Annotated in this window: 20 protein-coding genes and 2 pseudogenes; 17 read left to right on the top strand and 5 right to left on the bottom strand. The window is 58.5% G+C overall.

Features of this window, described 5'->3' with window-relative positions:
- Positions 1 to 325: 325 nt before the first annotated feature.
- Positions 326 to 976: a cysteine hydrolase family protein gene (locus tag ACFOFO_RS13575; RefSeq protein ID WP_390323503.1), complete on the top strand. Its 651-nt coding sequence runs from the start codon at positions 326 to 328 to the stop codon at positions 974 to 976.
- 476 nt (positions 977 to 1,452) lie between these two features.
- Here ACFOFO_RS13575 and ACFOFO_RS13570 read toward each other — a convergent pair.
- A pseudogene (locus ACFOFO_RS13570) lies at positions 1,453 to 1,901 on the bottom strand (aldo/keto reductase); the annotation flags it as partial.
- A gap of 325 nt (positions 1,902 to 2,226) precedes the next feature.
- Between ACFOFO_RS13570 and ACFOFO_RS13565 the strand changes: the two are divergent.
- From ACFOFO_RS13565 to ACFOFO_RS13550, 4 genes are all read left to right on the top strand, one after another.
- Complete coding sequence (locus tag ACFOFO_RS13565; RefSeq protein ID WP_390323505.1) at positions 2,227 to 2,556, top strand: nuclear transport factor 2 family protein; 330 nt, start codon at positions 2,227 to 2,229, stop codon at positions 2,554 to 2,556.
- Positions 2,557 to 2,703: 147 nt separating this feature from the next.
- Positions 2,704 to 3,162: a (2Fe-2S)-binding protein gene (locus ACFOFO_RS13560; RefSeq protein WP_390323507.1), complete on the top strand. Its 459-nt coding sequence runs from the start codon at positions 2,704 to 2,706 to the stop codon at positions 3,160 to 3,162.
- A 15-nt stretch (positions 3,163 to 3,177) separates the two neighbouring features.
- Positions 3,178 to 5,367 (top strand): xanthine dehydrogenase family protein molybdopterin-binding subunit, encoded by a 2,190-nt coding sequence (locus ACFOFO_RS13555; RefSeq protein ID WP_390331784.1) that lies wholly within the window; start codon positions 3,178 to 3,180, stop codon positions 5,365 to 5,367.
- Between the two features lie 70 nt (positions 5,368 to 5,437).
- Positions 5,438 to 5,938 (top strand): hypothetical protein, encoded by a 501-nt coding sequence (locus ACFOFO_RS13550; RefSeq protein ID WP_390331782.1) that lies wholly within the window; start codon positions 5,438 to 5,440, stop codon positions 5,936 to 5,938.
- A 109-nt stretch (positions 5,939 to 6,047) separates the two neighbouring features.
- Here ACFOFO_RS13550 and ACFOFO_RS13545 read toward each other — a convergent pair whose 3' ends face one another.
- Entirely contained in the window at positions 6,048 to 6,671 is a 624-nt protein-coding gene (locus ACFOFO_RS13545) for a TMEM175 family protein (protein WP_390331781.1), read from the bottom strand.
- A 322-nt stretch (positions 6,672 to 6,993) separates the two neighbouring features.
- Here ACFOFO_RS13545 and ACFOFO_RS13540 point away from each other — a divergent pair, with 322 nt between their 5' ends.
- The 3 genes from ACFOFO_RS13540 (at position 6,994) to ACFOFO_RS13530 (ending at position 8,868) form a co-directional block, all read left to right on the top strand.
- Complete coding sequence (locus ACFOFO_RS13540) at positions 6,994 to 7,476, top strand: GNAT family N-acetyltransferase (RefSeq protein WP_390331779.1); 483 nt, start codon at positions 6,994 to 6,996, stop codon at positions 7,474 to 7,476.
- Positions 7,477 to 7,676: 200 nt separating this feature from the next.
- Positions 7,677 to 8,216 carry a helix-turn-helix domain-containing protein gene (locus ACFOFO_RS13535; RefSeq protein ID WP_390323514.1) on the top strand — a complete coding sequence of 180 codons (540 nt, stop codon included), beginning with the start codon at positions 7,677 to 7,679 and terminating at the stop codon, positions 8,214 to 8,216.
- Positions 8,217 to 8,337: 121 nt separating this feature from the next.
- Positions 8,338 to 8,868, top strand: a complete 531-nt coding sequence (locus ACFOFO_RS13530; protein WP_390323515.1) for an REP-associated tyrosine transposase — start codon at positions 8,338 to 8,340, stop codon at positions 8,866 to 8,868.
- Between the two features lie 288 nt (positions 8,869 to 9,156).
- On the opposite strand, the gene ACFOFO_RS13525 is transcribed toward ACFOFO_RS13530, so the two are convergent.
- On the bottom strand, positions 9,157 to 9,639 hold the full coding sequence (locus tag ACFOFO_RS13525; protein ID WP_390323517.1) for an Lrp/AsnC family transcriptional regulator: 483 nt from the start codon (positions 9,637 to 9,639) through the stop codon (positions 9,157 to 9,159).
- Positions 9,640 to 9,760: 121 nt separating this feature from the next.
- Here ACFOFO_RS13525 and ACFOFO_RS13520 point away from each other — a divergent pair, with 121 nt between their 5' ends.
- The 3 genes and pseudogenes from ACFOFO_RS13520 to ACFOFO_RS13510 all read left to right on the top strand — a co-directional run bounded on the left by ACFOFO_RS13520 (position 9,761) and on the right by ACFOFO_RS13510 (position 11,866).
- Entirely contained in the window at positions 9,761 to 10,792 is a 1,032-nt protein-coding gene (locus ACFOFO_RS13520; protein ID WP_390331777.1) for a histone deacetylase family protein, read from the top strand.
- A 37-nt stretch (positions 10,793 to 10,829) separates the two neighbouring features.
- Positions 10,830 to 11,180 (top strand): annotated as a pseudogene (locus ACFOFO_RS13515) (ornithine cyclodeaminase); the annotation flags it as partial.
- A gap of 155 nt (positions 11,181 to 11,335) precedes the next feature.
- Positions 11,336 to 11,866 carry an REP-associated tyrosine transposase gene (locus ACFOFO_RS13510; protein ID WP_449369376.1) on the top strand — a complete coding sequence of 177 codons (531 nt, stop codon included), beginning with the start codon at positions 11,336 to 11,338 and terminating at the stop codon, positions 11,864 to 11,866.
- 260 nt (positions 11,867 to 12,126) lie between these two features.
- On the opposite strand, the gene ACFOFO_RS13505 is transcribed toward ACFOFO_RS13510, so the two are convergent.
- A complete protein-coding gene (locus ACFOFO_RS13505) occupies positions 12,127 to 16,956 on the bottom strand; it encodes an NAD-glutamate dehydrogenase (protein WP_390323521.1) in 4,830 nt (1,609 codons plus the stop codon).
- Positions 16,957 to 17,580: 624 nt separating this feature from the next.
- Between ACFOFO_RS13505 and ACFOFO_RS13500 the strand changes: the two genes are divergently transcribed.
- On the top strand, positions 17,581 to 18,396 hold the full coding sequence (locus ACFOFO_RS13500; protein ID WP_390323523.1) for a class I SAM-dependent methyltransferase: 816 nt from the start codon (positions 17,581 to 17,583) through the stop codon (positions 18,394 to 18,396).
- Positions 18,397 to 18,728: 332 nt separating this feature from the next.
- On the top strand, positions 18,729 to 20,474 hold the full coding sequence (locus tag ACFOFO_RS13495; protein WP_390331775.1) for a PHA/PHB synthase family protein: 1,746 nt from the start codon (positions 18,729 to 18,731) through the stop codon (positions 20,472 to 20,474).
- Between the two features lie 166 nt (positions 20,475 to 20,640).
- Here the strand turns inward: ACFOFO_RS13495 and ACFOFO_RS13490 are convergent, their stop codons facing one another.
- A complete protein-coding gene (locus tag ACFOFO_RS13490) occupies positions 20,641 to 21,579 on the bottom strand; it encodes a LysR substrate-binding domain-containing protein (protein ID WP_390323524.1) in 939 nt (312 codons plus the stop codon).
- Positions 21,580 to 21,656: 77 nt separating this feature from the next.
- Here ACFOFO_RS13490 and ACFOFO_RS13485 point away from each other — a divergent pair, with 77 nt between their 5' ends.
- The 4 genes from ACFOFO_RS13485 (at position 21,657) to ACFOFO_RS13470 (ending at position 25,941) form a co-directional block, all read left to right on the top strand.
- Positions 21,657 to 22,769 carry a 4-oxalomesaconate tautomerase gene (locus tag ACFOFO_RS13485; protein WP_390331773.1) on the top strand — a complete coding sequence of 371 codons (1,113 nt, stop codon included), beginning with the start codon at positions 21,657 to 21,659 and terminating at the stop codon, positions 22,767 to 22,769.
- A gap of 35 nt (positions 22,770 to 22,804) precedes the next feature.
- Complete coding sequence (locus ACFOFO_RS13480) at positions 22,805 to 23,830, top strand: amidohydrolase family protein (protein ID WP_390331827.1); 1,026 nt, start codon at positions 22,805 to 22,807, stop codon at positions 23,828 to 23,830.
- Between the two features lie 4 nt (positions 23,831 to 23,834).
- Positions 23,835 to 24,536: a 4-carboxy-4-hydroxy-2-oxoadipate aldolase/oxaloacetate decarboxylase gene (gene ligK / locus ACFOFO_RS13475; protein WP_390331772.1), complete on the top strand. Its 702-nt coding sequence runs from the start codon at positions 23,835 to 23,837 to the stop codon at positions 24,534 to 24,536.
- Between the two features lie 166 nt (positions 24,537 to 24,702).
- Positions 24,703 to 25,941: an MFS transporter gene (locus ACFOFO_RS13470; protein WP_390331770.1), complete on the top strand. Its 1,239-nt coding sequence runs from the start codon at positions 24,703 to 24,705 to the stop codon at positions 25,939 to 25,941.
- Positions 25,942 to 26,078 lie beyond the last annotated feature (137 nt).

The raw sequence follows: 26,078 nt of genomic DNA, 5'->3' as shown, positions 1-26,078 counted from the left end.
AGGCTGGCCCTGCCATTCGTACTTGGGACGGTGTCACGTTATCCTCAACCTGCGAACTCGAGAGCAGGGTGCAGTTTGGTGCGAGTGGGTGCGAGTGATTTAACCTGCAGCCGACACCTTGGCGCGAGCGGCTGAGTGTGCGTTAGCTGTTATAGGAACGGTGACCGCTTGATGGCAGCCGGTTTCGGTGACGATGCGAATATACATAATGTACATAATAGTTGGCTTCCGAATGGTCATCATGGATGACAAGATGTTCAGCACTGACGCGCACGCGCGCCGGTTAACGCGGCGTTAGGCCTTTTCCAGCAGAGGAGACGAAGTAGTGGAGCAAGCTTATGGCTTGGAGATCCCACAGAGCCTTGAGGAAGCCTGCGATCCGATCCGCACGGCGCTTCTTGTCTATGACATGCAAGTCGGCATCATCGGACAACTCAAGGACGGGGGCGAGATAGTTGCCAGGGTCAAGACCGTGCTGGATGCGGCGCGTGCCGCGGGATTGCGTGTGTTCTACATGCGCCACATGTCACTGCCTAAAGAGGCGACAGGTGTGTTTCAACTACGGATGGCGATGGCGTGGCAAAGAGTCAAGACAGTGGCGCAAGTAAAGCCGTGGTTCCTGCGCGACTCTCCAGGGTTTCAGCTGGTGCCGGAACTTAGCCCACTACCGAGCGAAGTCGTCTTCGACAAGATCACGATGTCGGCGTTTGAGGGCACACCGTTGGACATCGCGCTGCGCGATTGCGGCATCAACTCCTTCATCATCGTTGGAGTCGCCACGGAGATTGGCATTGAGCCAACGATCCGACATGGAGCCGACCTTGGTTACATCCCGATTGTGGTGACGGACGCCTGTGGCGCTGGTCAGGCGGAGGCTGGGCAGCGCGCTCTGGAGAGCATTAAGTTTGTCGGCGATGCGATATTGACCGACCTAGAAACGATCCAACAAGTTCTCCGCCGGAGGAATCCGATCTAGCAAGCGGTTCAACCGGACGCACTACCAGCGGCGCCTCGCTTGCTGTTTGGTGCGCACGGCGCACCCTAGCGCTGAAAACGTCAACGCTGAAAACGTCAAAACTATGCGCGAATTAGCGATGGAGCTGGAATAGGTATGAAGCAGCCCAAAGGCCTAACCATGATCCAGTTAATGGTTATCCTCATCATCGCCGGTATTGCGGGGTCAGTTATCGTTGAAATCATCATAGACAAGCTATGTGAGGCCGCTCCCACTAAACAGATTTGTACCAACAGGTAAAAGGAAAAGCACAGCCCGCGTACCGCGTAGGGCGCAATAGCGAAACGTATTGCGCCGGATGGCTTCAGTCTCGCCAAGCCAACCCATCAGCCCATCTACCCATCAGCCTAGACGCTACTCGCTCAAAAAAAGAGGGGCGAACCGATCGCATAAGCGTCTCGCTTCGCCCCTCAAGACCCCAGTTTCTCAATCGATCGTCAGGCTGCGCCGCCGTCGTTGCGCTCGCTATCGAGCATCGCCATCTGATGCGCGTCGTAACGCTCGCCGGCGGCTGATCCGGCCGGAATTGCACGCTCGATGTTCGCCAGCTCGCCTCTGGTCAACACCATGTCGGCGGCCGCCAAGGCCTCCGTCAGTCGCTCGCGCCGACGTGCGCCAACCAAGGGCACAATGTCTGCGCCGCGCGACAACGCCCAACCGATGGCGATTTGTGCAACGGTCACGCCCTTGTCGCGCGCCACCGCACGAAGTGCTTCGACCAGCGCCAGATTACGGTCCAGATTATCGCCGCTGAAGCGGGGCGTATGAGCGCGGTAGTCTCCTTCGGCGGTTCGCTGCTTCGACCAATGCCCGCTGAGAAGGCCGCGCGAGAGGACACCTACGCGGTCACGCCAATTCCGAGTTCGCGGCAGGTTGGCAAGATTTCTTTATTATTAAAGGATCGAAGAATAAACTGGCTAATTTTTAACACACTGTTATTCACAGGCAAACAATAAACCGCCACCTTTCCGCCAAGGTGCGCGCCTTCGCAGATTGGTCCGTTGTGCTATTTGCAGAAGAGTTCGCGGCACAATAGTGGTGGCAGCTCAACATCGCGCGCGTGGTGATCAGTCGCTATTCGCGACCGGCAACACTGCCGTGCGCTGTTGCACGGCAGCGTTGCCGGCAGCATGATTTAAATCATGGCATTCACGTTGACGAGCTAGTTCAAATGTTCTAAGTTTATTGGACACCGTGGAAATCTCTGGGTTATGGCCAGGACAACACTTCCCGATCCGATCAGCCGTTTCGTCGACGCCGTCAATCGCGGCGATACCAAATCTTTCCTGGCCTTTTTTCCGCAGGACGGCGTGTTGGACGACTCAGGACGGCGCTTCGTCGGGCACGACGCGATCCACGGCTGGAGCGATCGCGAGTTCATCGGTGCCAATGGGAAGATGACCGTGAAAGCCGTTGCGCAGAAGACAAACGGCGTCCGTGTCACCGCCGATTGGATCAGCAACGTCTACACTGGCCGCGCGCTATTCATGTTCGTGCTGGACGGGAATCATATACGGGAGCTGCGCATCACCGGCGAGTAATTCCAATTCACATTCGACACGATCACTGCGTTGCAGCGCCTGCCCGGTGTCGCGCAATGTCAGCGGTCATGCGCGTTGTTCTCCTTTCTAATATCAGCCGGCTTCCGGTTGGGCATTACGTTCAACGAACCTACAGCGGAGTGGACGATGATTAGTCTCAACATCAACGGCAAGAAGCATCAGGTCGATGCACCGGACGACAAACCCCTGCTCTGGGTACTGCGCGACGACTTGCACATGACTGGCACCAAGTTCGGTTGCGGCGCCGCACTGTGCGGTGCGTGTACCGTGCACATCGACGGCAACCCGGTGCGATCCTGCGTGATGCCGATAAAGGCTGTGGCCGGACGCAAGGTGACCACGATCGAAGGCATCGGCGCGACACCGCTCGGCCAGAAGGTGCAGCGGACCTGGGTCGAATTGAACGTCCCGCAATGCGGGTACTGCCAGTCCGGGCAGGTGATGGCGGCCGTCGCCTTGCTGTCGAAGATCCCCAAGCCGACCGACACCGATATCGATCAGGCGATGTCGGGCAACATCTGTCGCTGCGGCATGTATCCACGCATCCGGCGTGCACTGCACCAACTTGCGGACCAGCCGGCCTAGCCGGGAGGGGGAGTCATGACTGAGGCATCCATAATCTCGCGCAGAGCGTTCCTCCAGGTCGCAGCCGGTACCGGCGGCGGGCTCGTCGCAGCCTTCTGTCTGCCGATGGTGTTCACGCGGGGGGCGATGGCCGCGCCGGCGGCGTCGACCGCGTCGGGGTTGCAGCCAAATGCATTCGTCCGCATCACGCCCGACAACTGGGTGACCGTCACCGTCGGTCATTCGGAGCTGGGGCAGGGCGCGCTGACCGCGATATCCATGATGGTCGCGGAGGAGTTGGACGCAGATTGGAAACGCGTGCGCTGGGAACAGGCCCCGGCCGACCCGGCCTATAACCAGCCAATCTTCCACACCCAGATCACTGGCGGGAGCATGTCGACTGGTTCGCGGTACGACCAACAGCGTCAGGCCGGCGCAGCCGTGCGCGCGATCCTCGTCGCCGCCGCCGCCAAGCGCTGGGGCGTCGATGCGGCGTCGTTACGGACCGAGTCGAGCAAGGTCATCCATCCGGCCAGCAAACGTAGCGCGACATACGGCGAGCTCGCGTCCGAGGCGGTCGGGATGCCGGTTCCCGACAAACCGAAACTGAAGGACCCCAAGGATTTCAAGATCATCGGCAAGCCGCAGATCCGGCTCGACGCCATGACGAAAGTGGACGGTACGGCCAAGTTCGGGATGGATGTCTACCTGCCTGGCATGCTCACCGCGGTCCGTTTGCACCCGCCGGTGTTCGGGGGCAAGGCGCGCAGCTTCGATGCGGCCAAGGCGAAGGCCGTGCCGGGCGTGGTCGGTGTGTTTGAAATCCCGACCGGGATCGCGGTCGTGGCGAAGGATTTCTGGTCGGCGAAGAAGGGCCGCGATGCCCTGGTGGTGGACTGGAACCCCGTCGCGGGCGAACGGGTCTCATCGGAGGACCAGCGGGCCGCCTACGTGAAGCTGATGGACACTCCCGGCGCAACGGTCATGCGCAATGATGGCGATGTCGCGGCGGCGGAGCAACGCGCGAAGCGCCGGCTGAGCGCAGATTTCCCGTTCCCCTACCTGGCCCACGTGCCGATGGAGCCATACAACGCGGTGGTCGATTTGCGCGACGACCGCTGCGAGATCTGGATCGGCACCCAATGGCAAAGCAGTGATCAATTGACGGCGGCACAAATCACCGGCCTGAAACCGGAGCAGATTAAGCTCAATACGATGTTCGTGGGGGGCGGTTTCGGCCGGCGCAGTCATCCGGGTATCGCCGGCGAAGCCGTAGAGGTCGCCAAGGCCGCCAGGACTAACGGAATCAAGGTGCCCGTCAAGCTTGTCTGGACGCGCGAGGATGATGTCAAGGGTGGTTATTACCGTCCTTTTGTATATGCACGTCTCTCGGCGACGCTGGATGACGCGGGACGTGTGACCTCGTGGAGCGATCGACATGCCGCGCAGTCTGTCGTGGCCGGCACGGTATTCGAAGCGCAACTATTCAAGAATGGTATCGACACGCAAAGTATCGAGGGTGCAGAGGACATGCCCTATGCGGTCCCCAATATGCACTTCGACATCCATCAGCCGACGTACGGCATTCCGGCTTGGTTTTGGCGCTCGGTCGGCCACTCCTTCAACGCCTTCATCGTGGAGACCTTCATCGACGAACTGGCGCATGCGGCGGGCAAGGACCCGTACCAGTTCCGCCGCGATCTGCTGGCGGGCAAGGCGCGCCACCTCGGGGTGCTGGATACCGTTGCGAAGGCGTCCGGCTGGTCCACGAAACCGCCCGCCGGCATTTACCGCGGCATCGCGGTGCACGAGTCGTATGGCAGCTTTGTCGCGCAGGTGATCGAAGTCAGCGTCAGTGCGCAGAAGGAATTGACCATCCATCGCGTGGTCATGGCGCTCGATTGCGGTACCGTGATCAACCCCGATCTCGTCAAAGCGCAGATGGAGTCAACCGTTGTCTTTGGCCTCTCGGGTGCGCTGTTCCAGGAAATCACGCTGGACAAGGGCGTCGTCATGCAGAACAACTTCGACGACTATCCGGTGCTGCGCATGTATCAGACGCCGAAGATCGAACTTCATCTGGTGGCGAGCCACGAGCCGCCCAGCGGGTGTGGCGAGCCTGGTGTCGAATGTGTCGCGCCGGCCCTCGTCAATGCGATCTTCGCCGCTACCGGCGAGCGCATCCGTTCGCTGCCGCTGAAAAATCACAACCTGAAGATCGCGTGAGGGCAACCCCATGAGACACCTGAGAAACCTTGTCGTCCTGTTGGCGGTCTTTTGGGGGTCTGGTGCGAGCATGATAGCGCTGGCCCAGCAGCCTGCTCCGACGGGTGCGCAGTTGTTCGAGCCGATCGCCGGCGTGTTGCAGGGGCCGCGGTGCATGAACTGCCATACGGTCAAGGCGCCGCATCAAAAGGACGTCGGTATTCCGCATGCCCAGCTTGTCGTTCGCGGCGCCGACGGCCACGGTGCGGCCACACTGCAGTGTGCGGCATGCCATCAGATAGCGAATTCTGCTGATGGCAAGGTTCCTGGTGCACCGAACTGGCACCTCGCGCCGCTTAGCATGAAATGGGAAGGATTGACGCAGGCGCAGATCTGCGAGCAAATCAAGGATCCGGCCAGGAACGGCAATCGCCGCACGCTGCACGAGGCGATCGACCACATGAAAGTCGATCCGCTCGTGCTGTGGGCCTGGAACCCGGGCGCGGGGCGAACGACCCCCGTCATTTCGCACGCGGAGTTTGTGCGGTATCTGGAGATTTGGGCTGCTGCCGACGGCCCCTGTCCGAAGTGATGTAGCGCAATCGGTCACGTCGTGCAGCGGTGGGCATACGCATTGCCCGTCGCGCATAGATCGAGTGGCACTCAATCGGTTCGCGATGCTGGCGGTAGTGTCCAGCGGGTCAGTCAACCCGCCGCGGCTGCGGCGGTACGATGAAAAACAGCGGTGTGAGCATATAGAACAAGAAGGCTGCATGCACGCTGAACCAGGCAGCAGAAGCACCGATCAGGTACGACACCACACCGATAAAGGATTTCCGAATAACGTGTGGATCCTGACTGCTTGCAAGCTCAGGCTTGATCAGGTGCCGCAGGATGTAGGCGTGCATTGCGATGAACAGCAGCGTGTTGAACGCCATGACCGCGCCGAACATGCACACGGCCAAAGGATTGGTCGGGTATTCCCCCAATAGCGCGGTGGGAAACGGCACGAATGACTGGAACATCAGGAAGATCGCGTTCAACCATACCAAACTGTAGTTGGCATGACGGGCAAGCCCGAGGACATGGTGGTGATTCAACCAGAACTTGCAGACAATGATGAAGCTGATGAGCCAACTCAGGAATTTCGGCAACAGGTCCAGCAGCTGATGACCCAGTTCACTCACGCTGCCGTGATCGTGCAGCGACGGAACCTTGAGTTCGAGAACAAGCAGCGTGACGACGATCGCGAAGACCGCGTCGCTGAATGCCTCAATCCGGGTCAGGCGCAACTCGCCTTGTGCAAACCGCTTAAAAAATCGCATCAGGTAGGTCTCCCTTCAACCTAAAAACGGCGACAGATCGTGCCCTGCTAGGGGGGCAACGCAGCCATGCGGCGGGCTGGTCGTGCAATCGGGTGCGTAACCTTGTCGCTGCTCAGGTCAGCATATAAACAGCTGCAACGGCTAGTGTTCATGCACCTTTCCAAAAACCAGGTCCCGCCGGGATGCCAGGCACGCCAATAATCGAGCATGGGTGAAGTATGATGCAGAGTAACCATTCGGCGCAATACGCGTCACTATTGCGCCCTGCGCGGGCTGTCGTACTTATATCGGATCGAAACATAAACTTGGACGGAAAAAACAGGTGAACTTGCAAATCAAAACAGCCAACCCGAACGATGCGTTGGTAGTGGCATCGCTGGTGATGGATCTAACGACCGAAATCTGCTTCAGATGTAACGACCAGAAACAATTTCACCGAGATACGGCGCTGACGTCTGATCTCTGCGCCCTCTGGATCTCGGATAACTGCTACACGGCCCTGATCGCATATGCGCATGAGAAGCCGATCGGGGTTGCAACGATTGCAGAAAGCTATGCACTATATGCTGGCGGAAAGATCGGAATCATCCAGGAATTTTATGTAGCGCCCGATCATCGGGAGCAAGGGGTGGGAAACAAGCTAATTGATGTCGCGCTGTCACTTGCCGCAGAAAGAGACTGGGCATGCATGGAACTTTGCACTCCGCCGCTCCCCGAATTCAAGCAAACAATCGATTTCTATCAAAAGTACGATTTCATATCTGTTGGTGGCCGGAAAATGCGCCGCCAATGCAAGCCCGCGTAGGGCGTAATAAGGCCGTAAGCCGCACACCGTAGGGCGTCAATAAGCGAAGCGCATTGCGCCGCATGTTGCGTGATAAATTCCGACAATGCCTAATTACCGACGCGCCTGGCATCCGGACGGCACTTACTTCTTTGGTTGTTCAGACTTCTCTGTGGGTTCAGAGGTACGCTATCGCGCAGGTTTAGCCAAGGAGGAGCGCGATGGAAAGCAAAGATTTGTACCGCCACTTGCTCGGGTTGAGCGAGCCATGGACGGTAGAGCGAGTTGATCTGGACGTGGCCAAGCAACATGTGGATGTGTACGTTGAACACCCAAACGGGACGCGCTTTGCGTGTCCGGAATGCGGGCAAGAGTATGGGGTCTACGACCACCTGGCGACGCGGGTATGGCGACACCTGGATAGTTGCCAATTTCTGACCTACCTGCACGCCAGTCCGCCTCGTATCTCGTGCCCGGAGCACGGCGTGCGGCAGGCACGCTTGCCGTGGGCGGAGGAAGGAAGCCGGTTTACGCATTTGTTTGAGGTGCTGGCGATTGATCTGCTGCAAGCGGCCAACGTCAAGCGTGCTGCGCAAATCCTGCGCATCAGCTGGGACCAGGCGTGGCACCTGATGGAGCGAGCGGTATTGCGAGGGCGTGCGGGCAAAGAATCGGCGCTGCCAAGGCAAATTGGTATCGATGAGAAGGCGATTGCGAAAGGACATCAAGGCCGTAAGCCGCACACCGTAGGGCGTCAATAAGCGCAGCCCTTGCAGGGCGCATATCCGCTTGCAAGCGGATACCGTTTCGCAGGCGTGGCGCTACGCCCCACGAAACCCCTGCTACACCATTGCGCCGCATGTTGCGTGATAAATTCCGACAATGCCAAATTACCGACGCGCCTGGCATCCGGGCGGCACTTACTTCTTTACGGTCAATCTACTCCAGCGATTCGGCAACGATCTGCTGGTGCGTCACATTGATCTTCTGCGTGATGCGGTGCGCGTGGTGCGGATCACGCATCCTTTCATCATCCACGCATGGGTCGTGTTGCCGGATCATCTGCATTGCGTGATCGAGCTGCCGATGGGCGATGTCGATTTTGCGGTGCGCTGGCGTTTGATAAAAATCTGTTTTTCCAAATCTCTGCCGAAAACGGAGTGGCGATCCGCAGTGCGCGAGCGTCGCGGCGAACGCGGTATTTGGCAGCGACGTTATTGGGAACATCTGATTCGCGACGACCGGGATTTTGCTGCACACATGGATTACGTCCATATCAATCCGCTCAAGCATGGTTTGGTTCGCAAGGTGATTGACTGGCCGTATTCGACGTTTCATCTGTTGGCAGGGCAGGGGGTCTATCCTGCAGATTGGGCTGGTGGCGATGAGGGGCAAACGGATTATCAGGAGTAGGCATGCGGCGCAATGGTGTAGCAGGGGTTTCGTGGGGCAATGCCCCACGCCTGCGAAACGGTATCCGCTTGCAAGCGGATATGCGCCCTGCAAGGGCTGCGCTTATTGACGCCCTACGGTGTGTGGCTTGGTCTTAAATCCGCAGCCAGATGGCGGCCTGAACAGATCCCTGTGTGACGTTAAATTGAGGGAGTATGTAAATAAACACGGCATTTCCCGCGCAATTTCATTGCGCATATTAAAAATACAGCTGGCTGTATATTTTGAGCGCCGCATGCCGCCAATGCCCTAATACACCGGCAAGCGGCTCGATGATTTGATTTCGCGCAGTGCCAGGCTGGAATGAATCGAGGTGACGCCTGGCATCGCGCGTAACACCAGTTCGACGAACTCGCCGTAGGAATCCAGATCCTCGGCCACCACTTGCAACAAGTAATCTGCCGCGCCGGTAATCTTGTGGCAGGACAGCACTTCCGGATGCGACAGGATCGCTTTTTCAAAACGGTTGGGCGAGTCGTCGGTATGAATACCAAAGCCCAATTGTACAAAGGCCAGAACGCCAAAGCCCAGTTTGCGACGATTCAGATTTGCCTGATAGCCGTCGATAAACCCTTCTTCCTCCAGCCTGCGTATGCGCCGCCAGCACGGCGTCACGCTCAGCGACAAGCGCTCTGCCAGCTTGGCATTGGACAAGGTGCTGTCTTCTTGCAGAAGACGCAAAATAGTCCGATCTATCTCGTCAAGAGATGAATTGAGGCGATTATTTCGCACCCTTGCTCCTCGTTAGTCTATTCGTCTCAAATCATAGCGTCCAATGCACAGATAGAGCAAAGTAATTTCAGCGCGCCGGCGACATAATTGTTGCCATTCAAGCCTCTCCCGGAAAACCGACATGCTCACTATTTATAGCAATAATCACCACCTGCATCATGGTACTGAACTGAAAGATGGCGTATTGAAACCCTGCGTTGAAATGCCCAGTCGCGCCGACACCGTGCTGGCACGGATCAAGGCGGTCGGACTGGGCGACATCAGCGCGCCGCATGACTATGCTTCTTCCTCGTACAGCCCGGTGCACAGCGAACGTTACGTGCGCTTTCTTGAGAATGCATGGGCCAACTGGACCGGCGCCGGACGTTCGCACGACGCCCTGCCGCTGATCTGGCCGGTACGCAATTTGCGCAGCGATATAGAGCCTGAGCATATCGATGGCAAGCTGGGCTTCTACGCGATGGATGCCGGCGTGCCGATTACCGCAGGCACCTGGGAAGCGGTGCGCACCAGCGCCAATCTGGCGTTGACCGGGATGGACGCCATTTCGAAGGGCGCAGCCAGTGTGTTTGCCTTATGCCGTCCACCGGGCCATCATGCGGCCGCCGAATACATGGGCGGCTACTGCTACCTGAACAATGCCGCACTGGCAGCGCAAGGTTTTATTAACCAAGGCGCCAAAAGGGTGGCCGTGATCGATGTCGATTATCACCACGGCAATGGTACGCAAAGCATCTTTTACGATCGCGCCGACGTGCTGTTCATCTCGTTGCATGGCGATCCGAAAAACTCGTACCCGTATTTTCTCGGGCATCGGGATGAATGCGGCTCTGGTGCGGGCACCGGCTTCAATCACAACTATCCGCTGCCGCATGGTACGGCTTGGGACAGCTACCGCAGCGCACTGGCTGACGCCTGCAGCAAGCTGGCCGCCTATGCGCCGGACGCCATCGTGGTATCGCTCGGCGTGGACACCTTCAAGGACGATCCGATCAGCCAGTTCAAACTGGAAAACGACGATTACCTCCGCATGGGCGAAGTCATTGCCGGCGTGGGCAAGCCAACGCTGTTCGTCATGGAAGGCGGCTACATGGTGGATGACATCGGCGTGAATGCAGTCAACGTGTTGCTGGGTTTTGAAGGTCGCTGCTGAACACGGCACATAAAAAAATCACTAAAGGAGATTCAAGATGACCAGATATATCGATGTAGCCGACATTCAGCAACTGGTAACAAGCGTCGGCGCCGACGCATGCATGACGACGCTGGCAGAGTACATCCGCGCCGATTATTTGCGCTGGAACGAATTTGAAAAATCGGCACGGGTGGCAAACCATGTCCCCGGCGGGGTCATTGAGTTGATGCCCACGTCAGACAGCGAACTGTATGGCTTCAAGTATGTCAACGGTCACCCGCAGAACACCAAACTGAACATGCTGACCGTGATGGCCTTTGGCGTACTGGCCGAAGTCGATACCGGCTACCCGGTGCTGTTCAGCGAATTCACCATCACCACCGCATTGCGTACCGCCGCCACTTCAAGGCCGTAAGCCGCACACCGTAGGGCGTCAATAAGCGCAGCCCTTGCAGGGCGCATATCCGCTTGCAAGCGGATACCGTTTCGCAGGCGTGGCGCTACGCCCCACGAAACCCCTGCTACACCATTGCGCCGCGTGTTGCGTGATAAATTCCGACAATGCCAAATTACCGACGCGCCTGGCATCCGGGCGGCACTTTCTTCTTTACGGTCAATCTGCTGCAGCGGTCCGGCAACGATCTGCTGGTGCGGCATATTGATCTTCTGCGTGATGCGGTTCGCGTGGTGTTGGTCACGCATCCTTTCACCATCCACGCATGGGTCGTGTTGCCGGATCACCTGCATTGCGTAATCGAGCTACCGATTGGCGACGCGGATTTTGCGGTGCGTTGGCGCTTGATTAAAATCCGTTTTTCCAAATCTCTGCCGAAAACGGAGTGGCGATCCGCAGTGCGCGAGCGTCGTGGCGAACGCGGCATCTGGCAGCGGCGTTATTGGGAGCATCTGATTCGCGACGACCGGGATTTTGCTGCACACATTGATTACGTCCATATCAATCCGCTCAAGCATGGTTTGGTTCGCAAGGTGATCGATTGGCCGTATTCGACGTTTCATCTGTTGGCAGGGCAGGGGGTCTATCCTGCAGATTGGGCTGGCGGCGATGAGGGGCAAACGGATTATCAGGAGTAGGCATGCGGCGCAATGCGCTGCGCTTATTGACGCCCTACGGTGTGCGGCTTGGTTTTAAATCCGCAGCCACTTGGCGATCTGAATAGCCCTCTATTTGATCTTAAATAACTGGAGTATGCCAATAAACATGGCATCTCACGCTTGATTCCATTGCGTGTTTAAAAATACAGTGGGCAGTATATTTTCCGGCAAATAGCACCGCAACCCACGGCGAGCAAGCGCCGAAGCATCGATTCAATCCAGGCAGCCCCTGCCGCAACTCACGACAAAGAGCGGATCTCGCGCAGCGCCACCGTGAGCATCGCGGCGTCCAAGGTCCCTGCCAACTGCAGGTCGGCCAGTAGCTTGCGGTAGCGCGCCAGTGCACTGTCAAATTTGCCGGCCCAGGTGTGCAGGATCGCCTCCGCGTTCTGTTCGCCGGAGCTCATCCCGAGTGCCGCTGCGGTGAGCGTGCGGTGCGCGACCGACAGGTCGTCCAGCAGCGCGGCGCGCGCCAGCGCCTGCCATCGACTGTCGGCCGGCAGCAGCCCGATCTGGTAGTGCAGCCAGTTGATGTTGAGGTCGCCGCCGAAGCCGAAATACACCGCGGCGACCAGGTCTACCGGCCGCCTGGTTGCGGCCGCGACCTCGGTGATGTCGAGTGCACAGTACAGCGCATCGCACTTGGCGATCCGCAGCGCCAGGTCCACCGGCACGCCGGTGGCACTGAAGCTGGCCGTGTTCGCTTCCAGTTGGGCGCGATCGGGACCGACCAATAGGGTAGTCAGGTGTTCCGCCAGTGTTGCCACACCCGGCGTGAAGCGCTCGATTACCGCCGCCATGTCCAGCTGCTGGCGGTGGTGCAGGAACCATAGCGTGCCGCGCTCGGCCAGACGCTCGGCCTCGACGATCAGCGCGATTTGGGTCGCGTAATCGATGTGGCTGTCGAGTCCGGCGATCGCCTGCCACAGGCTCACCAGGCCGAACACTTCGCGCGCGAGCAGGTAGGCGCGCACGATCTCGGCTGGCCTGGCGCCGGTTTCCTCCTGCATGCGGTGCACGAATACGCTGCCGACCCGGTTGACCATGCTGTTGGTCACATGGGTGGCGATGATCTCGCGCTTGAGCGGGTGCTGCTGCATGTTCGTGCGGTAGCGCTCGCGCAGCGGCAGCGGGAAGTAGCGCTCCAGCGCGGTCGCGACATACGGGTCATCCGGCAGTTCGGAGGCGACCAGTTCCTCGCACAGCACGATCTTGCTATACGCCAGCAGCACCGCCAGTTCCGGCGCGGTGAGGCCGGCGCCAGCCAGCTTGCGGGTGCGCAGTTCCTGCTCGGTCGGCAGGAACTCCAGTTCGCGATTGAGTTTGCCGGCCTGCTCCAGCGCCTTGATGTAGCGCGCCTGCGCGTCCAGCAGGGCGCTGCCGCGGGCGCGCGTGATGGATAGGCTCTGGGTCTGGAAGTGGTTGTCGCGCAGCACCAGCTGCGCCACTTCCTCGGTCATGTCGGCCAGCAGCGTACTGCGCTGCTTGGCGGTCAGTTCGCCGTCGGCCACCACCGCATTGAGCAGGATCTTGATGTTGACCTCGTGGTCGGAGCAGTCCACGCCGCCCGAATTGTCGATCGCGTCGGTGTAGATGCGACCGCCGCCGAGCGCATATTCGATGCGTCCCAGCTGGGTAAATCCCAGATTGCCGCCTTCGCCCATCACCTTGCAGCGCAGTTCGCCGCCATCCACCCGCACCGCGTCGTTGGCCCGATCGCCGACCTGCTGATGGCTCTGCTGGCTGGATTTGACGTAGGTGCCGATGCCGCCGTTGTACAGCAGGTCCACCGGCGCCTTCAGGATGGCCCGGATCAGGTCGGTCGGCGTCAGCGCTTCGGCCTCGATGCCGAGCACGCGGCGCACCTCGGGCGACAGCGGCAGCGACTTGGCGCTGCGCGGGAACACGCCGCCGCCGGCGGAGATCAGGCTGGGGTCGTAGTCGGCCCAGGACGAGCGCTCCAGCGCGAACAGGCGCTCGCGCTCGCCGAAGCTGGCCTGCGGCTGCGGCTCCGGGTCGAGGAAGATGTGGCGGTGGTCGAACGCCGCCACCAGCTTGATGTGGCGCGACAGCAGCATGCCGTTGCCGAACACGTCGCCGGACATGTCGCCGATGCCTGTCACCGTGAAATCTTCATTGCCGATGTCGCGGCCCAGTTCGAGGAAATGGCGCTGCACCGATTCCCATGCGCCGCGCGCGGTGATCGCCATCTTCTTGTGATCGTAGCCGACCGAGCCGCCCGACGCGAATGCATCGTCCAGCCAGAAGCCATACTCCTGCGCGATGCCGTTGGCGATGTCGGAAAAGGTGGCGGTGCCCTTGTCGGCCGCCACCACCAGATAAGGGTCATCGGCGTCGTGCCGCACCACGGCCGGCGGTGGTACCACCTTGCCGCCCACCAAGTTGTCGGTCAGGTCCAGCATGCCGCGCAGGAAGGTCTGGTAGCAGGCCACGCCTTCCTTCTGCAGCGCATCGCGGTCGCCGGCCGGGGCCCGCTTGAGCACGAAGCCGCCTTTCGAGCCGACCGGCACGATCACGGCGTTCTTCACCATCTGCGCCTTGACCAGACCGAGCACCTCGGTGCGGAAATCTTCCATGCGGTCGGACCAGCGCAGCCCGCCGCGCGCCACCTTGCCGCCGCGCAGATGCACGCCCTCGACCCGCGGCGAGTAGACGAAGATCTCGAACATCGGCCGCGGCTCCGGCAGGCCGGGCACCAGCGCCGGATTGAACTTGAATGACAGATAGGGCTTCGGCGCACCAGCGGCATCGGGCTGGAAGTAATTGCTGCGGGTGGTGGCCTGGATCAGCGCCAGGTACTGGCGCAGGATGCGGTCCTCATCGAGATTGGCGACCTGCTCCAGCGCGGCCTCGATTGCCGCCGCCGGCGAAAGGGCGGGGCGGGGCTCCTCGAGCGTTGCGGCCGGATCGAAGCGCGCCAGAAACAGTTCGAGCAACTGGCGCGCGATCTGCGGATGATGGGTCAGGGTCTGGCGGATGTAGGCCAGGCTGAAGGTGAAGCCTGCCTGCCGCAAATACTTGCTGTAAGCGCGCAGGATCACGACCTCGCGCCAGGTGAAGCGCGCGCTCAGCACCAGCCGGTTGAAATCGTCGTTCTCCGCCGCGCCGCGCCAGACCTGGTCGAAGGTGTCCTCGAACAGGCCCTTAACCCGGTCGAGCGCCAGCTCCGCGCCGGCTTCGTAGGTCATCGAGAAATCGTGGATCCAGACCGGCGCCGATTCCAGCGGCACGATCTGGTACGGATGTTCGTCTTGCACCCGCACCCCCATATGCTCCAGCATCGGCAGGCTGTCCGACAACGGTACCGGCCCGCCGGCGTGAAACAGCTTGAAATGGAGTTGCTCGGGCTGCGCTTCGAGCCGCCGGTAGAGCGACAGGCCCAAGCCCGGGCCTGCGCCTGCACCTGAGCCTGGCGGCGCCAGCTGCTCCATCATCTCGATGTCGTGTACCGCCAGCCGGGCCGAATAATCTTCCCGGTAGCCGGCCGGGAATGCGCTGGCGTAGCGGCGGTAGAGCAGGGTGGCGCGCTCCTCCCCGCAGCGTTCCAGCAGCGCCGCATACACCTCGTCCTGCCAGCGCCGCCCCGCTTGCGCCAGCCGTGCTTCGAGCGCGTCCACGTCGAACTCGGGGATGCCGCTGCCGGGCCCGGTGCGCACCGTGAAATGGATGCGCGCCAGCGGCGACTCGGACAGCTGCACATTGAACTCCGCGCTCACGCCGTTGAACGCCTCCAGCAGAATCTGCTGCATGCGCAGGCGCAACTCGGTGTTATAGGTGTCGCGCGGCACAAATACCAGACAGGACAGGAAACGGCCGTAAGGATCGCGCCGCACAAACAGGCGGGTGCGCTGGCGCTCGTTGAGGCGCACGATCCCCATCGCGTGTTGCAACAGGTCATCCTCGCCCACCTGGAATAGCTCGTCGCGCGGGTAGGTTTCCAGCACCATGCGCAGATCCTTGCCGGCGTGGCTGCCGGGCAGGAAGCCGGCACGCTGGATCACGTGTTCCACCTTGCGCCGCAGCAGCGGGATCTCGGCCAGGCTGGCGCTATAGGCGTTGTGGGTGTAGAGGCCGAGGAAACGGTGCTCGCCGTTCACCTTGCCCTGCGCGTCGAAGCGCTTGATGCCGATGTAGTCGAGGTAGCCGGGACGGTGCACGGTAGCGCGCGAATTGGCCTTGGTCAGCATCAGCAACTGCGGCACCCGCGCCAGGCGGCGCGAATCCGGCGGCAGCACGGCGAAGCTGGCGGAGCGTTGTTGCCCGCTTTGGCGCAGGATGCCCAGCCCAGAATCGGGCACGATGCGCAGCACGTCTTCGCCGCCCTCCGTCACCAGATCGTAGTCGCGGTAACCGAGGAAGGTAAAGTGGTCTTGCGCAGCCCAGTCCAGGAAGGCCTTGATCTCGGCCGCCTCCGCCCTGTCGACGGGGGCGGCATCGATCTCGGCGCTGATGTCGCGCAAGCGGGCCAGCATCGGCGGCCAGTCTTCCACCGCGTTGCGTACGTCCTGCAGCACCCGCTCGATGCCAGCCCGCAGCTGCTCCAGCTGCTGCGGGTCGGTCTGCCGGTCGACCTCCATGTGGATGATCGATTGCAGCGACCCATCGGTGGCTTCGGCGCTCAGAAATTCAATGAATTCGCCAGCGGCGTCGCGCTTGATGCGCAGCACCGGGTGGATCAGCAGATGCAGGGTGAGGCCCTGACGGTTGGCCTCCATCGTCACCGAATCGACCAGGAAAGGCATGTCATCGTTGACGATTTCGACCACCGTGTGGCCGGACTGCCAGCCGTGTTCTTCGATGCGGGGATTGGTGACGCGCAGCTTGGCCGTACCCGGGCTGAAACGGCGCAGCAAATTCCAGTGCGACAACACCGCCCCGTACAGGTCCTGCACGTTGCGCTCGCGCAAGTCGTCGGGATCGACCTGCGCATAGTATATTTGGGCGAAGCGCACAATCGACGCAATGTCCTGGCCCGCGCATCGCTCTTCAATCAGTGCGCTGATCTTGCCGATCAACTCCGTTTTGGTTTCTTCGCTATTGGCCAGCATGCGGTTCACCTTATCGTTTTTCTGTGGGCAGGCGACTGCAGATGGCCGGCGGGTTGCCCGGAACCAGTCGGCTTGTTTCAGCTTAGACGACACACCGGAGGAACGAAAGCCGAATTGGGGCAGAACTGAGAATGCGAGTGAAATAGACTAAACGAAAGGAAAAAACTGCCGCTGGAATGAACGCCCCCTTCATCCACAAGGGTGACGAGGAAAGCGGACCGGAGATAACGCAAAGAAGAGGCGGATTCTCACAGCCCGACGGGATCGAATGTGCCAAAGTGGGATGTTGAATAAAACCACTTGAGGAGGGTGAACCAAAAATGAATCATGGCGTCTGTGGCATCGACATTGCCAAGCGGTGTTCCAGTTTCACTGGGTCGAGCCGGAGACCGGTGAGGTGGTCCGCGAGCAGATCAAGCAGACCCGGTTTCTGGAACATTGCTCTCTCTGAGGTGTCTCAAGATACCTCTCTGGTAGTCCATGAGATTACACCAGCCGCCAAAAGATAGTGATGCGAAAAAATAAGCGTCGATGCAGGACATTTGGCAATCTGCACCAATCCACTATTGCAAACCGCTGTAGACCAGAGTTTTCCCAATTTTGCAATGATCGAGCAGAGGCCTAATGAAACCAATTTCAAATATGGCCTTCTATTGTTGCGGCGTACGGATGCAGGATGCCGCGCGCGAAAGTCCCGTTTGTGGCGATGTGTACGCAAAATTGTTCATCGATGAATATGGACGACGCATTTGCGATAAGTTTAAAGAGGAAACAATTTCCAGTGCCAGCATCATTGTCAGGCACCGCATAATCGATGACATTGTGCGTCATATGCTGCTTTCCAGGCCCAATCTAGGCATTGTAACCATAGGCGCTGGCTTTGATAGTCGCCCTTATCGATTAGCAGGAGGCACATGGTTTGAGCTGGACGAGCCACAGGTGATGGCATACAAAAATGAACGATTACCGATTTCTGAATGCGCAAATCCACTTCACCGTGTTTCGATCGATTTTTGCATTGATTCGCTGGAAGAAAAACTTTCGCATATTGTGCATAGGGGGCCGATAATATTAATTCTGGAAGGTGTCTTTATTTATTTAAATGAAAACGAAATCAGGAAATCACTAAAAATATTCCATAATTGTTTTCCAAAGCATCAACTCGTTTGCGATCTGGTGAGCCGTAAAATGGTCGAAAGTTACGGGAAGAAACTTCATGAAATTGTTGAGGAAATGGGGGCTTCGTTCAAGGCAGTCGATAAACCTGAATCGATATTCTTAATAAGCGGCTATCACGTCAAAAAGACGATTTCCATCCTGGAAGTATCTGTGGATCTCGGGATCAACAAAATTCCGAAATTTATTTGGAGATTTTTTTTTAATGGGGAAATTAAAGATAACTCGGTCTATGTGTTGGAAAAGCACGATCCTATTGAATGATCGCCTGCGGCCTGTGGGCCATTGTGCGACAGGTCGTCGGCTTGCTGCGCAACGTTCTTGGCAGAAGTCACGAGGGAAATTCACAAGACAAGGCACTGGATGCGATGAAGGATTGGATGCGATGAGGAAATGGCCGGAAAGGTCGAAGTCTCGTAGGTGTGGGTTCGCGCGTATATTTTCGAGAAAATCCTTGGCACGGCGCTCGATCGCGGAGGTGTTGACTGCGATGGTGATCCGGCGGCAAGCTAGCCTGCAGCCAAGCCCGAGTCTGGAGACAGGCTTCACAAGGCTATAACATATATATGCCGATGTAAAAAAATAGAAGGCAGGCGATGAGGGAAACCAAGCGGAGGCGGCTTACGGCTCTACCAAAAGCCAACGTGGGACGCGCGGCATCACAGGCCGGGAGGATCAACGCGTTCGACCCGTTCGGCATCGGGAAAGCTTTCGCCACAGTGCAGCTGGCGTGGCTGGCCCACCCTAAAGAGTTGACCGACGCGTCTATCAGGCTCTCCAGCGCGCTACAAGGTTGGGTTTTCCATTCATGGAACCGGACCATGGGGCTCGAGAACGAAGCGTGGGTTCCGGTGTTGGGTCAGGATGAGCGCTTCCTGGATCCCGAGTGGGAACGGAATTCGGGATTCTCCGCGTGGCGCCAATGCTATCTCTTCTACACGCACTGGCTGGAACAGACACTTTACGACACGCCAGGCGTGTCGAAGACGGAACGCCGCACCGCGGCTTTTTGGGCCCGGCAATGGCTTGACGCCATTGCTCCGAGCAATTTCCTGTTGACCAATCCCGTGGCGCTGAAAACGCTGGTGGAAAGCGGAGGGAAGAGCTTTCTTCAAGGCATACAAAATTGGCATGACGACGTGAAAGTGGGCGACCTGCAAATGGTCGACCGGTCTGCCTTTGCCGTCGGCAAGGATCTCGCCACCACGCCTGGGGCAGTGGTCTTTCGCAATGAGCTCATGGAGGTGATCCAGTACACCCCGACCACGGATCAAGTGCATGCGCTGCCGATTGTGATCATCGCGCCCTGGATCAACAAGTTTTATATTCTCGACCTCACCCCCCAAAAAAGCCTGGTGCGTTTTCTGCTGGATAACGGATTCAGTGTTTTCGTGACCAGCTGGAAAAATCCGACCGCCGCGCTGTCCCACCTCACCTTCGATGATTACCTGTTTAAAGGTGCGCTCGCAGCCATCGACGTCGCCCGGTCGATTACAGGGGCACCGCAGGTGCACGCCGTCGGTTATTGCCTCGGCGGCACGGCGCTGGCGGCACTGATGGCGTGGCTTAACAAGGAATATGACGAGCGCCGGGAGGACATCCCGGTCGCCCATTGGACGCTGTTGGCATCCCTGGTGGATTTTTCGAGACCGGGCGAAATTGAGGTGTTCGTCAACGAGAGTGCGATTGCCACGGTTGAGAATATCGTGTCCACAAGGGGTTACCTAAGCGGGCGGGCGCTTGCCAACACGTTCCGGATGCTGCGCCCCAATAGCCTGATCTGGCATTACTTCGTTCACAGGTATCTGTATGGGGAGAGCGTGCCTGCTCTCAATGTGTTGTTTTGGAATATGGATTACACGCGCTTGCCGCGGGCCATGCACGTTTTTTACCTGCGTGAGTTTTATCTTCGTAACAAATTGGTGGAAAAGAACGGGGTCACACTCGGCGGGCACGCGATTGATCTCTCCCGGATTGCACAACCGCTTTATGCGGTCGGCGCGCATGAGGACCACATTGCGCCGTGGCGCGCGACTTTTCGCACGGCGAGTTTGGTGCAAGGGCCAGTGCGGTACGTGCTTTCGAGCTCCGGCCATATTTTCGGCATCATCAATCCGCCTGTGCAACCGCCGAAGCGCGAGTATTGGGCGGGCGACGCTACCCATATGATTGACGCCAAAGCCTGGCGTGCGCGCCAGCCGCGACTATTCGGTTCCTGGTGGGAAGACTGGGTGGGATGGCTGGACCAGCGTTGCGGGCCCTTGCGCAGCGCTGTCCCGGTGGGAAGCTCGACCTACCCAACACTTTGTGCCGCGCCCGGCAGTTACGTACATGAGACCTGAACTGGCCACTGGCCTTTCATACCGGGTCCCCGTCGCGACACACTGAACCAGCCCCCGGCAGCCAGGGCATTCCCAATCCTTGCTTCAGACCGGAGACGAGACAATCGATGATCAGCCCATACCCCCAGATATCACCTCTTGCGCGTTAATGCAACAGAACCATCGCTCACACTAAAGCCGGATTCGCCGGCTGCGAGACATTATTGATTACACTTCCAACGACCTCCGGGATCAGTGCGATCATCGCCTTTTGGGTATCTGTCGCCGGACGGTGTGCTGAAATGGCAATCGCGAGCAGGCTGGTGATGCGAGGTTCGATAATGGGGCGGACCACGAAATTGTCAGCTTTGCCTGAAGTCGCAACCGCATGCTTTGGCAAAATTGCGTGGCCGGCGCCATCGGCCACCAACTCAAGAATTGCTGCAACACCGTCGATTTCGAATGCAATATTTGGTTTGACGCCAATGAAAGCCATTTGTGTTTCAACTAACATCCTTAACGCATTTGGCAGGCTGGGAATGATCAGCGGCAGCTTGGCGACATCGCGCAAAGATATCGGTTCGGAAAGTCTGGTGTTGCTGCCTTGCGCTAACCGGGGCGCGATCAGAAACAGGTCTTCCTCAAGCAATGGCGTGATCTCCGTGTCTTTGTCAGGCGTAGGGTTATAAAGCAAGGCAATATCAAGCCTGCCACGCATTAAGGCTTCGCGTATGGATACGGACAGGCCCTCGGTGATGGAGACAATGGCATTTGGCAAACGGTTGTGACACTCACGAATGAGCGGAACAGTCATCAACCTTGCAATACTCGGCGGCAGACCTAGCGTGACCCGCCCGGCCAAGGCGCCACCTATTCTGCCCAGCTCCTCCTGGGCACGTTCGACCTGACGCAATATCCCTCTGCCATGGCTTAACAATAAGCTTCCTGCCTCAGTCATGGTAACGCCACGCCCATGCCTGATCAGCAAATGTTGTCGTAGCTCGACCTCTAGCAATCGCACCTGGCGGCTCAACGCAGGTTGGGCAACATTGAGCAAAATCGACGCCCGCGTAAAGCTGCCCAATTCAGCAACACACACGAAATATTCCAATTGCTTCAAATCCATGAGGTATCTCATATTGTTATATCAGCTAGGTGGATTATACCGTTTCTTCCTAGGTCTGACAGCCCTACAATTGACCCATGCAAACCTCGATTCCAACCTTGTTGATGCGTGCAGGTACGTCGCGTGGCCCATTTTTCCTCGCCTCCGACCTGCCGGCCGATATTGCGACCCGTGACCGCGTGCTTCTGGCCGTCCTAGGCTCTCCCGATAAACGGCAGATCGATGGGCTCGGGGGTGCGAATCCGCTAACCAGTAAAGTTGGCATCGTTAGCAAAAGCAGCACGCCCGGTGTCGCGCTGGATTTTCTTTTTGCCCAATTGCAACCGGACAGTGACATTGTCGACACGACGCCAAACTGCGGCAACATGCTGGCCGCAGTGGTGCCGTTTGCCCTTGAGCGCGGCCTGATTGAGGGGCAGGGTAGCAGCACTACCGTGCGCGTGTTGACCCTCAACACCGGCATGCAATGTGACGTGACCGTGCTGACGCCAGATGGCCACGTGTCTTATGACGGCGATGCCAGAATTGACGGCGTGCCCGGCAGCGCAGCACCAATCACGATCAACTTTCTGGATACCGCGGGTTCGGTCTGCAGTGGCCTGCTCCCCACCGGCAAGGTACTGGATGAGGTCACAGTTGAAGGCGATGACTTTGCACCGTTCACGCTGCAATTGACCTGCATAGACAATGGCATGCCGATGGTATTGATGCGTGCCAGCGACTTGGGCCGCACCGGCTATGAAACGGTAAGCGAGTTGAATGCCGACGTTGAACTCAAGGGCCGGCTGGAGACTTTGCGCCTGAAGACCGGACATCTGATGGGCCTGGGGGACGTGAGTAAAAAGTCATACCCCAAGATGTGCCTCATTGCCCCGCCAAAAGACGGCGGCAGCATTGCCACACGTTGCTTCATCCCGCATGTTTGTCACGATGCCATTGGCGTGCTGGCGGCCGTCACGGTCGGCACCGCGTGCGTGCTCGACGGCTCAGTGACCCAAGGCATCGCGGCCATCCCTGAAGGTGACTGCAAAACGGTGTCGGTGGAGCATCCGACCGGGGAATTCAGCGTCGAGCTGGCTCTGGATCCGGCGCATCCGCAAAGCGTGACCCGCGCCGCCCTGTTGCGCACGGCGCGGCTGATCATGCGCGGTGAGGTGATGATTCCTGCATGCATCTGGACCAAAGACTGAGAAATTACAAGGAGACACAATAAATGCGAAAGCCAATGATCATCGACTGTCACGGTCATTACACGACCGCACCCAAGGCACTGGAAGACTGGCGTAACCGTCAGATCGCCGGAATCAAGGATCCCTCTTCCATGCCGAAAGCATCGGAATTGAAGATCAGCGACGACGAACTGCGCGAGTCGATCGAGAGCAACCAGCTTAGGCTGATGAAGCAGCGCGGCAGCGACCTCACCATTTTCTCGCCACGCGCCAGCTTCATGGCGCACCACATCGGCGACTTCAATGTATCGTCTGCCTGGGCTGCCATCTGTAACGAACTCTGCTATCGTGTCGCGCAGCTGTTTCCGGATCACTTCATCGGTGCCGCCATGTTGCCGCAGTCGCCCGGTGTCGATCCGGCCAGCTGTATTCCAGAGCTGGAAAAATGCGTCCAGCAATTCGGCAGCGTTGGCATCAACCTGAACCCCGATCCTTCTGGCGGTCACTGGACTTCGCCGTCGTTGAGCGATCGCCACTGGTACCCGATCTACGAAAAAATGGTGGAATACGACATTCCGGCCATGATTCATGTATCCACCAGTTGCAATGCCTGCTTCCATACTACCGGCGCGCACTACCTGAATGCTGATACCACGGCGTTCATGCAATGTCTCACCTCGGATTTGTTCAAGGATTTTCCGACGCTCAAATTTATCATTCCTCATGGCGGAGGCGCCGTGCCCTACCATTGGGGACGCTTCCGTGGCTTGGCGCAGGAACTGAAGAAACCCTTGCTGCAGGACCACCTGCTCAACAATATCTTCTTTGACACCTGCGTCTACCACCAGCCAGGCATTGACCTGCTGACCAAAGTTATACCGGTCGATAACATTTTGTTCGGATCCGAGATGATCGGCGCGGTGCGCGGCATCGATCCCGAAACCGGCCATTATTTCGACGATACCAAGCGCTACATCGAAGCATCGACTCAACTGAGCGATGAGGACCGGTACAAGGTCTACGAAGGCAACGCGCGCCGGGTATTCCCGCGGTTAGATGCCGCACTTAATGCAAGAAAGTAAGCTCATGAACAACAACGATCTAGCAAATACCCTGGGAGTGGTCAAACGCAACATCATGCGTGCCGACCAGGCTGCCGTCGAAAAATTATCGCGTTTTGGCGTCGCCACCATTCACGAAGCCATGGGACGTGTCGGCCTGATGAAGCCATTCTTGCGACCCGTGTATGTCGGCGCATACGTGTGCGGCACAGCGGTGACGGTGCTGCTGCAGCCCGGCGACAACTGGATGATGCATGTGGCCGCGGAACAATTGCAGCCCGGTGACGTGGTGGTAGCAGCAGTTACTTCGGACAATATCGATGGCTTTTTTGGCGATCTGCTGGCCACGTCGTTCCGCGCTCGCGGGGCCAGGGGTTTGATCATTGATGCCGGCGTGCGCGATGTCAAGGAATTGACGGCCATGCAGTTTCCGGTGTTCTCCAAAGCGATCCATGCCAAGGGCACTATCAAGGCCACTCTGGGCTCGGTGAACATTCCAGTGGTGTGCGCCGGCGCCATGGTCTACCCGGGGGACGTGGTGATCGCCGATGACGACGGTGTCGTTGTCGTGCCTGCTGCCATCGCTCGGCAAGTGGCCGATGCGGCTGAAGCACGTGAGGCCAATGAAGGCGACAAGCGCGCCAGGCTGGCAGCCGGCGTGCTGGGTCTGGACATGTACAACATGCGTGGGCCATTGGAAAAGGCCGGTTTGAAGTACCTCGACTAAAAGCGAATTCGGCAACAGTTGATCGTCCGGCAAAGTCTACAAAAAACTTGTTTCCCCGAAAAAATTAAAAAACCCCTGATTGCCTGAAAGGATGCGCGGACAGTTTGATTGCGCTTTCAACCAAATCAGGCACATCCAATAACGATTGAATAAAGGAGATTCGACAATGTTTAAGTGGTTCACAGAGCTTACAAAGTCCGAGAAACGCACCTTCTGGGCATGTTTCAGCGGCTGGGGGCTCGATGCGATGGATACCCAAATGTATGCCCTCACCATCCCGACGCTGATCGCGTTATGGGGGATGACCAAGGGGGAAGCCGGAATTCTCGGGACGACCGTTCTCATCATGGCCGCTATCGGCGGCTGGATTGCCGGCATCCTGGCCGACCGCTACGGCCGGGTCAGAATCCTGCAATTAACCATCATCTGGTTTTCGGCGTTCACGTTCTTGTCCGCGTTCACACATTCGTTCGGGGAACTGATGTTCACGCGCAGTCTGCAAGGGATCGGTTTCGGAGGCGAGTGGGCGGTCGGTGCTGTCCTGATTAGCGAAACGATCAACCCGCAGGTGCGTGGCCGGGTGGTCGGAGCGCTACAGGCCGGGTGGGCAGCCGGCTACGGCATCGCCGTGTTGGTGTCGACGATTCTTTTCAGCTACCTTCCTCAGGATGTAGCCTGGCGGGTGTTTTTCAGTCTCGGCCTAGCACCCGCACTACTTGTTCTTTGGATCCGGCGCAACATCAAGGAGGCCCCGGTATTTGCCGAAGCGCGTCCAGATGCAAAAAAAGCAAATGTCTGGGAAGTCTTCCATGTTCCCAATAGGGCGACAACTCTCAAGGTCATCCTGCTGACATTCGGAATCTACGGTGGGAACTACGTGATGATCACCTGGTTGCCGGCCTATCTGAAATTGGTACTGCACCTTTCCATTGCAAACGTGGGTGGCTACCTCGCCATCAACATTCTCGGTTCCTTCGCCGGGGCGTTCCTGAATGGCTGGATGGCCGATGCCTTCGGACGGCGTAAGACCTTTATGATCATTGCCTGTTGTCAGGCCATCGCGGTCGCGGTTTATACGCTGACGCCGATCAACCTGACGGCGACACTTATCCTGGGATTTGTGCTGGGCACCTTGCAGTCGGGCACGGCGGCAGGCACCGCTGCCTACATCGCCGAGCTTTTTCCGACCCGCATCCGCGGCTCGGCTCAAGGTTTGTGCGGCAATGCAGGCCGCGCGCTGGGAGCCTTCATGCCGACTATGGTGGGTATCCTCAGCATGAACATGGAGTTGGGGGCCGCCATGGGTCTTTGTGCCAGCGCCGCTTATTTCCTGGTGGTCCTCGCGGCTTTCCTCTTACCCGAGACCCGGGGACGCGATCTCCGCACGATCATGGTGGCGGGCTGAATCTCGAGGCGGCGCGGGGGCGATGCTGTTGTGCCTGAAACATAGAATGAAAGAAATATTCTGATGATTATCGATATTCATGGTCACTACACTACCGCGCCCAAGGCGCTTGAAGAGTGGCGCAATCGGCAAATCGC

It is taken from the genome of Pseudundibacterium arcticum (assembly GCF_042646465.1).
Taxonomy (GTDB): Bacteria; Pseudomonadota; Gammaproteobacteria; order Burkholderiales; family Burkholderiaceae_D; genus Undibacterium_A; species Undibacterium_A arcticum.
The sequence above is the reverse complement of the archived record's forward strand: the minus strand, read 5'-3'. Positions and strand labels throughout refer to the sequence as shown.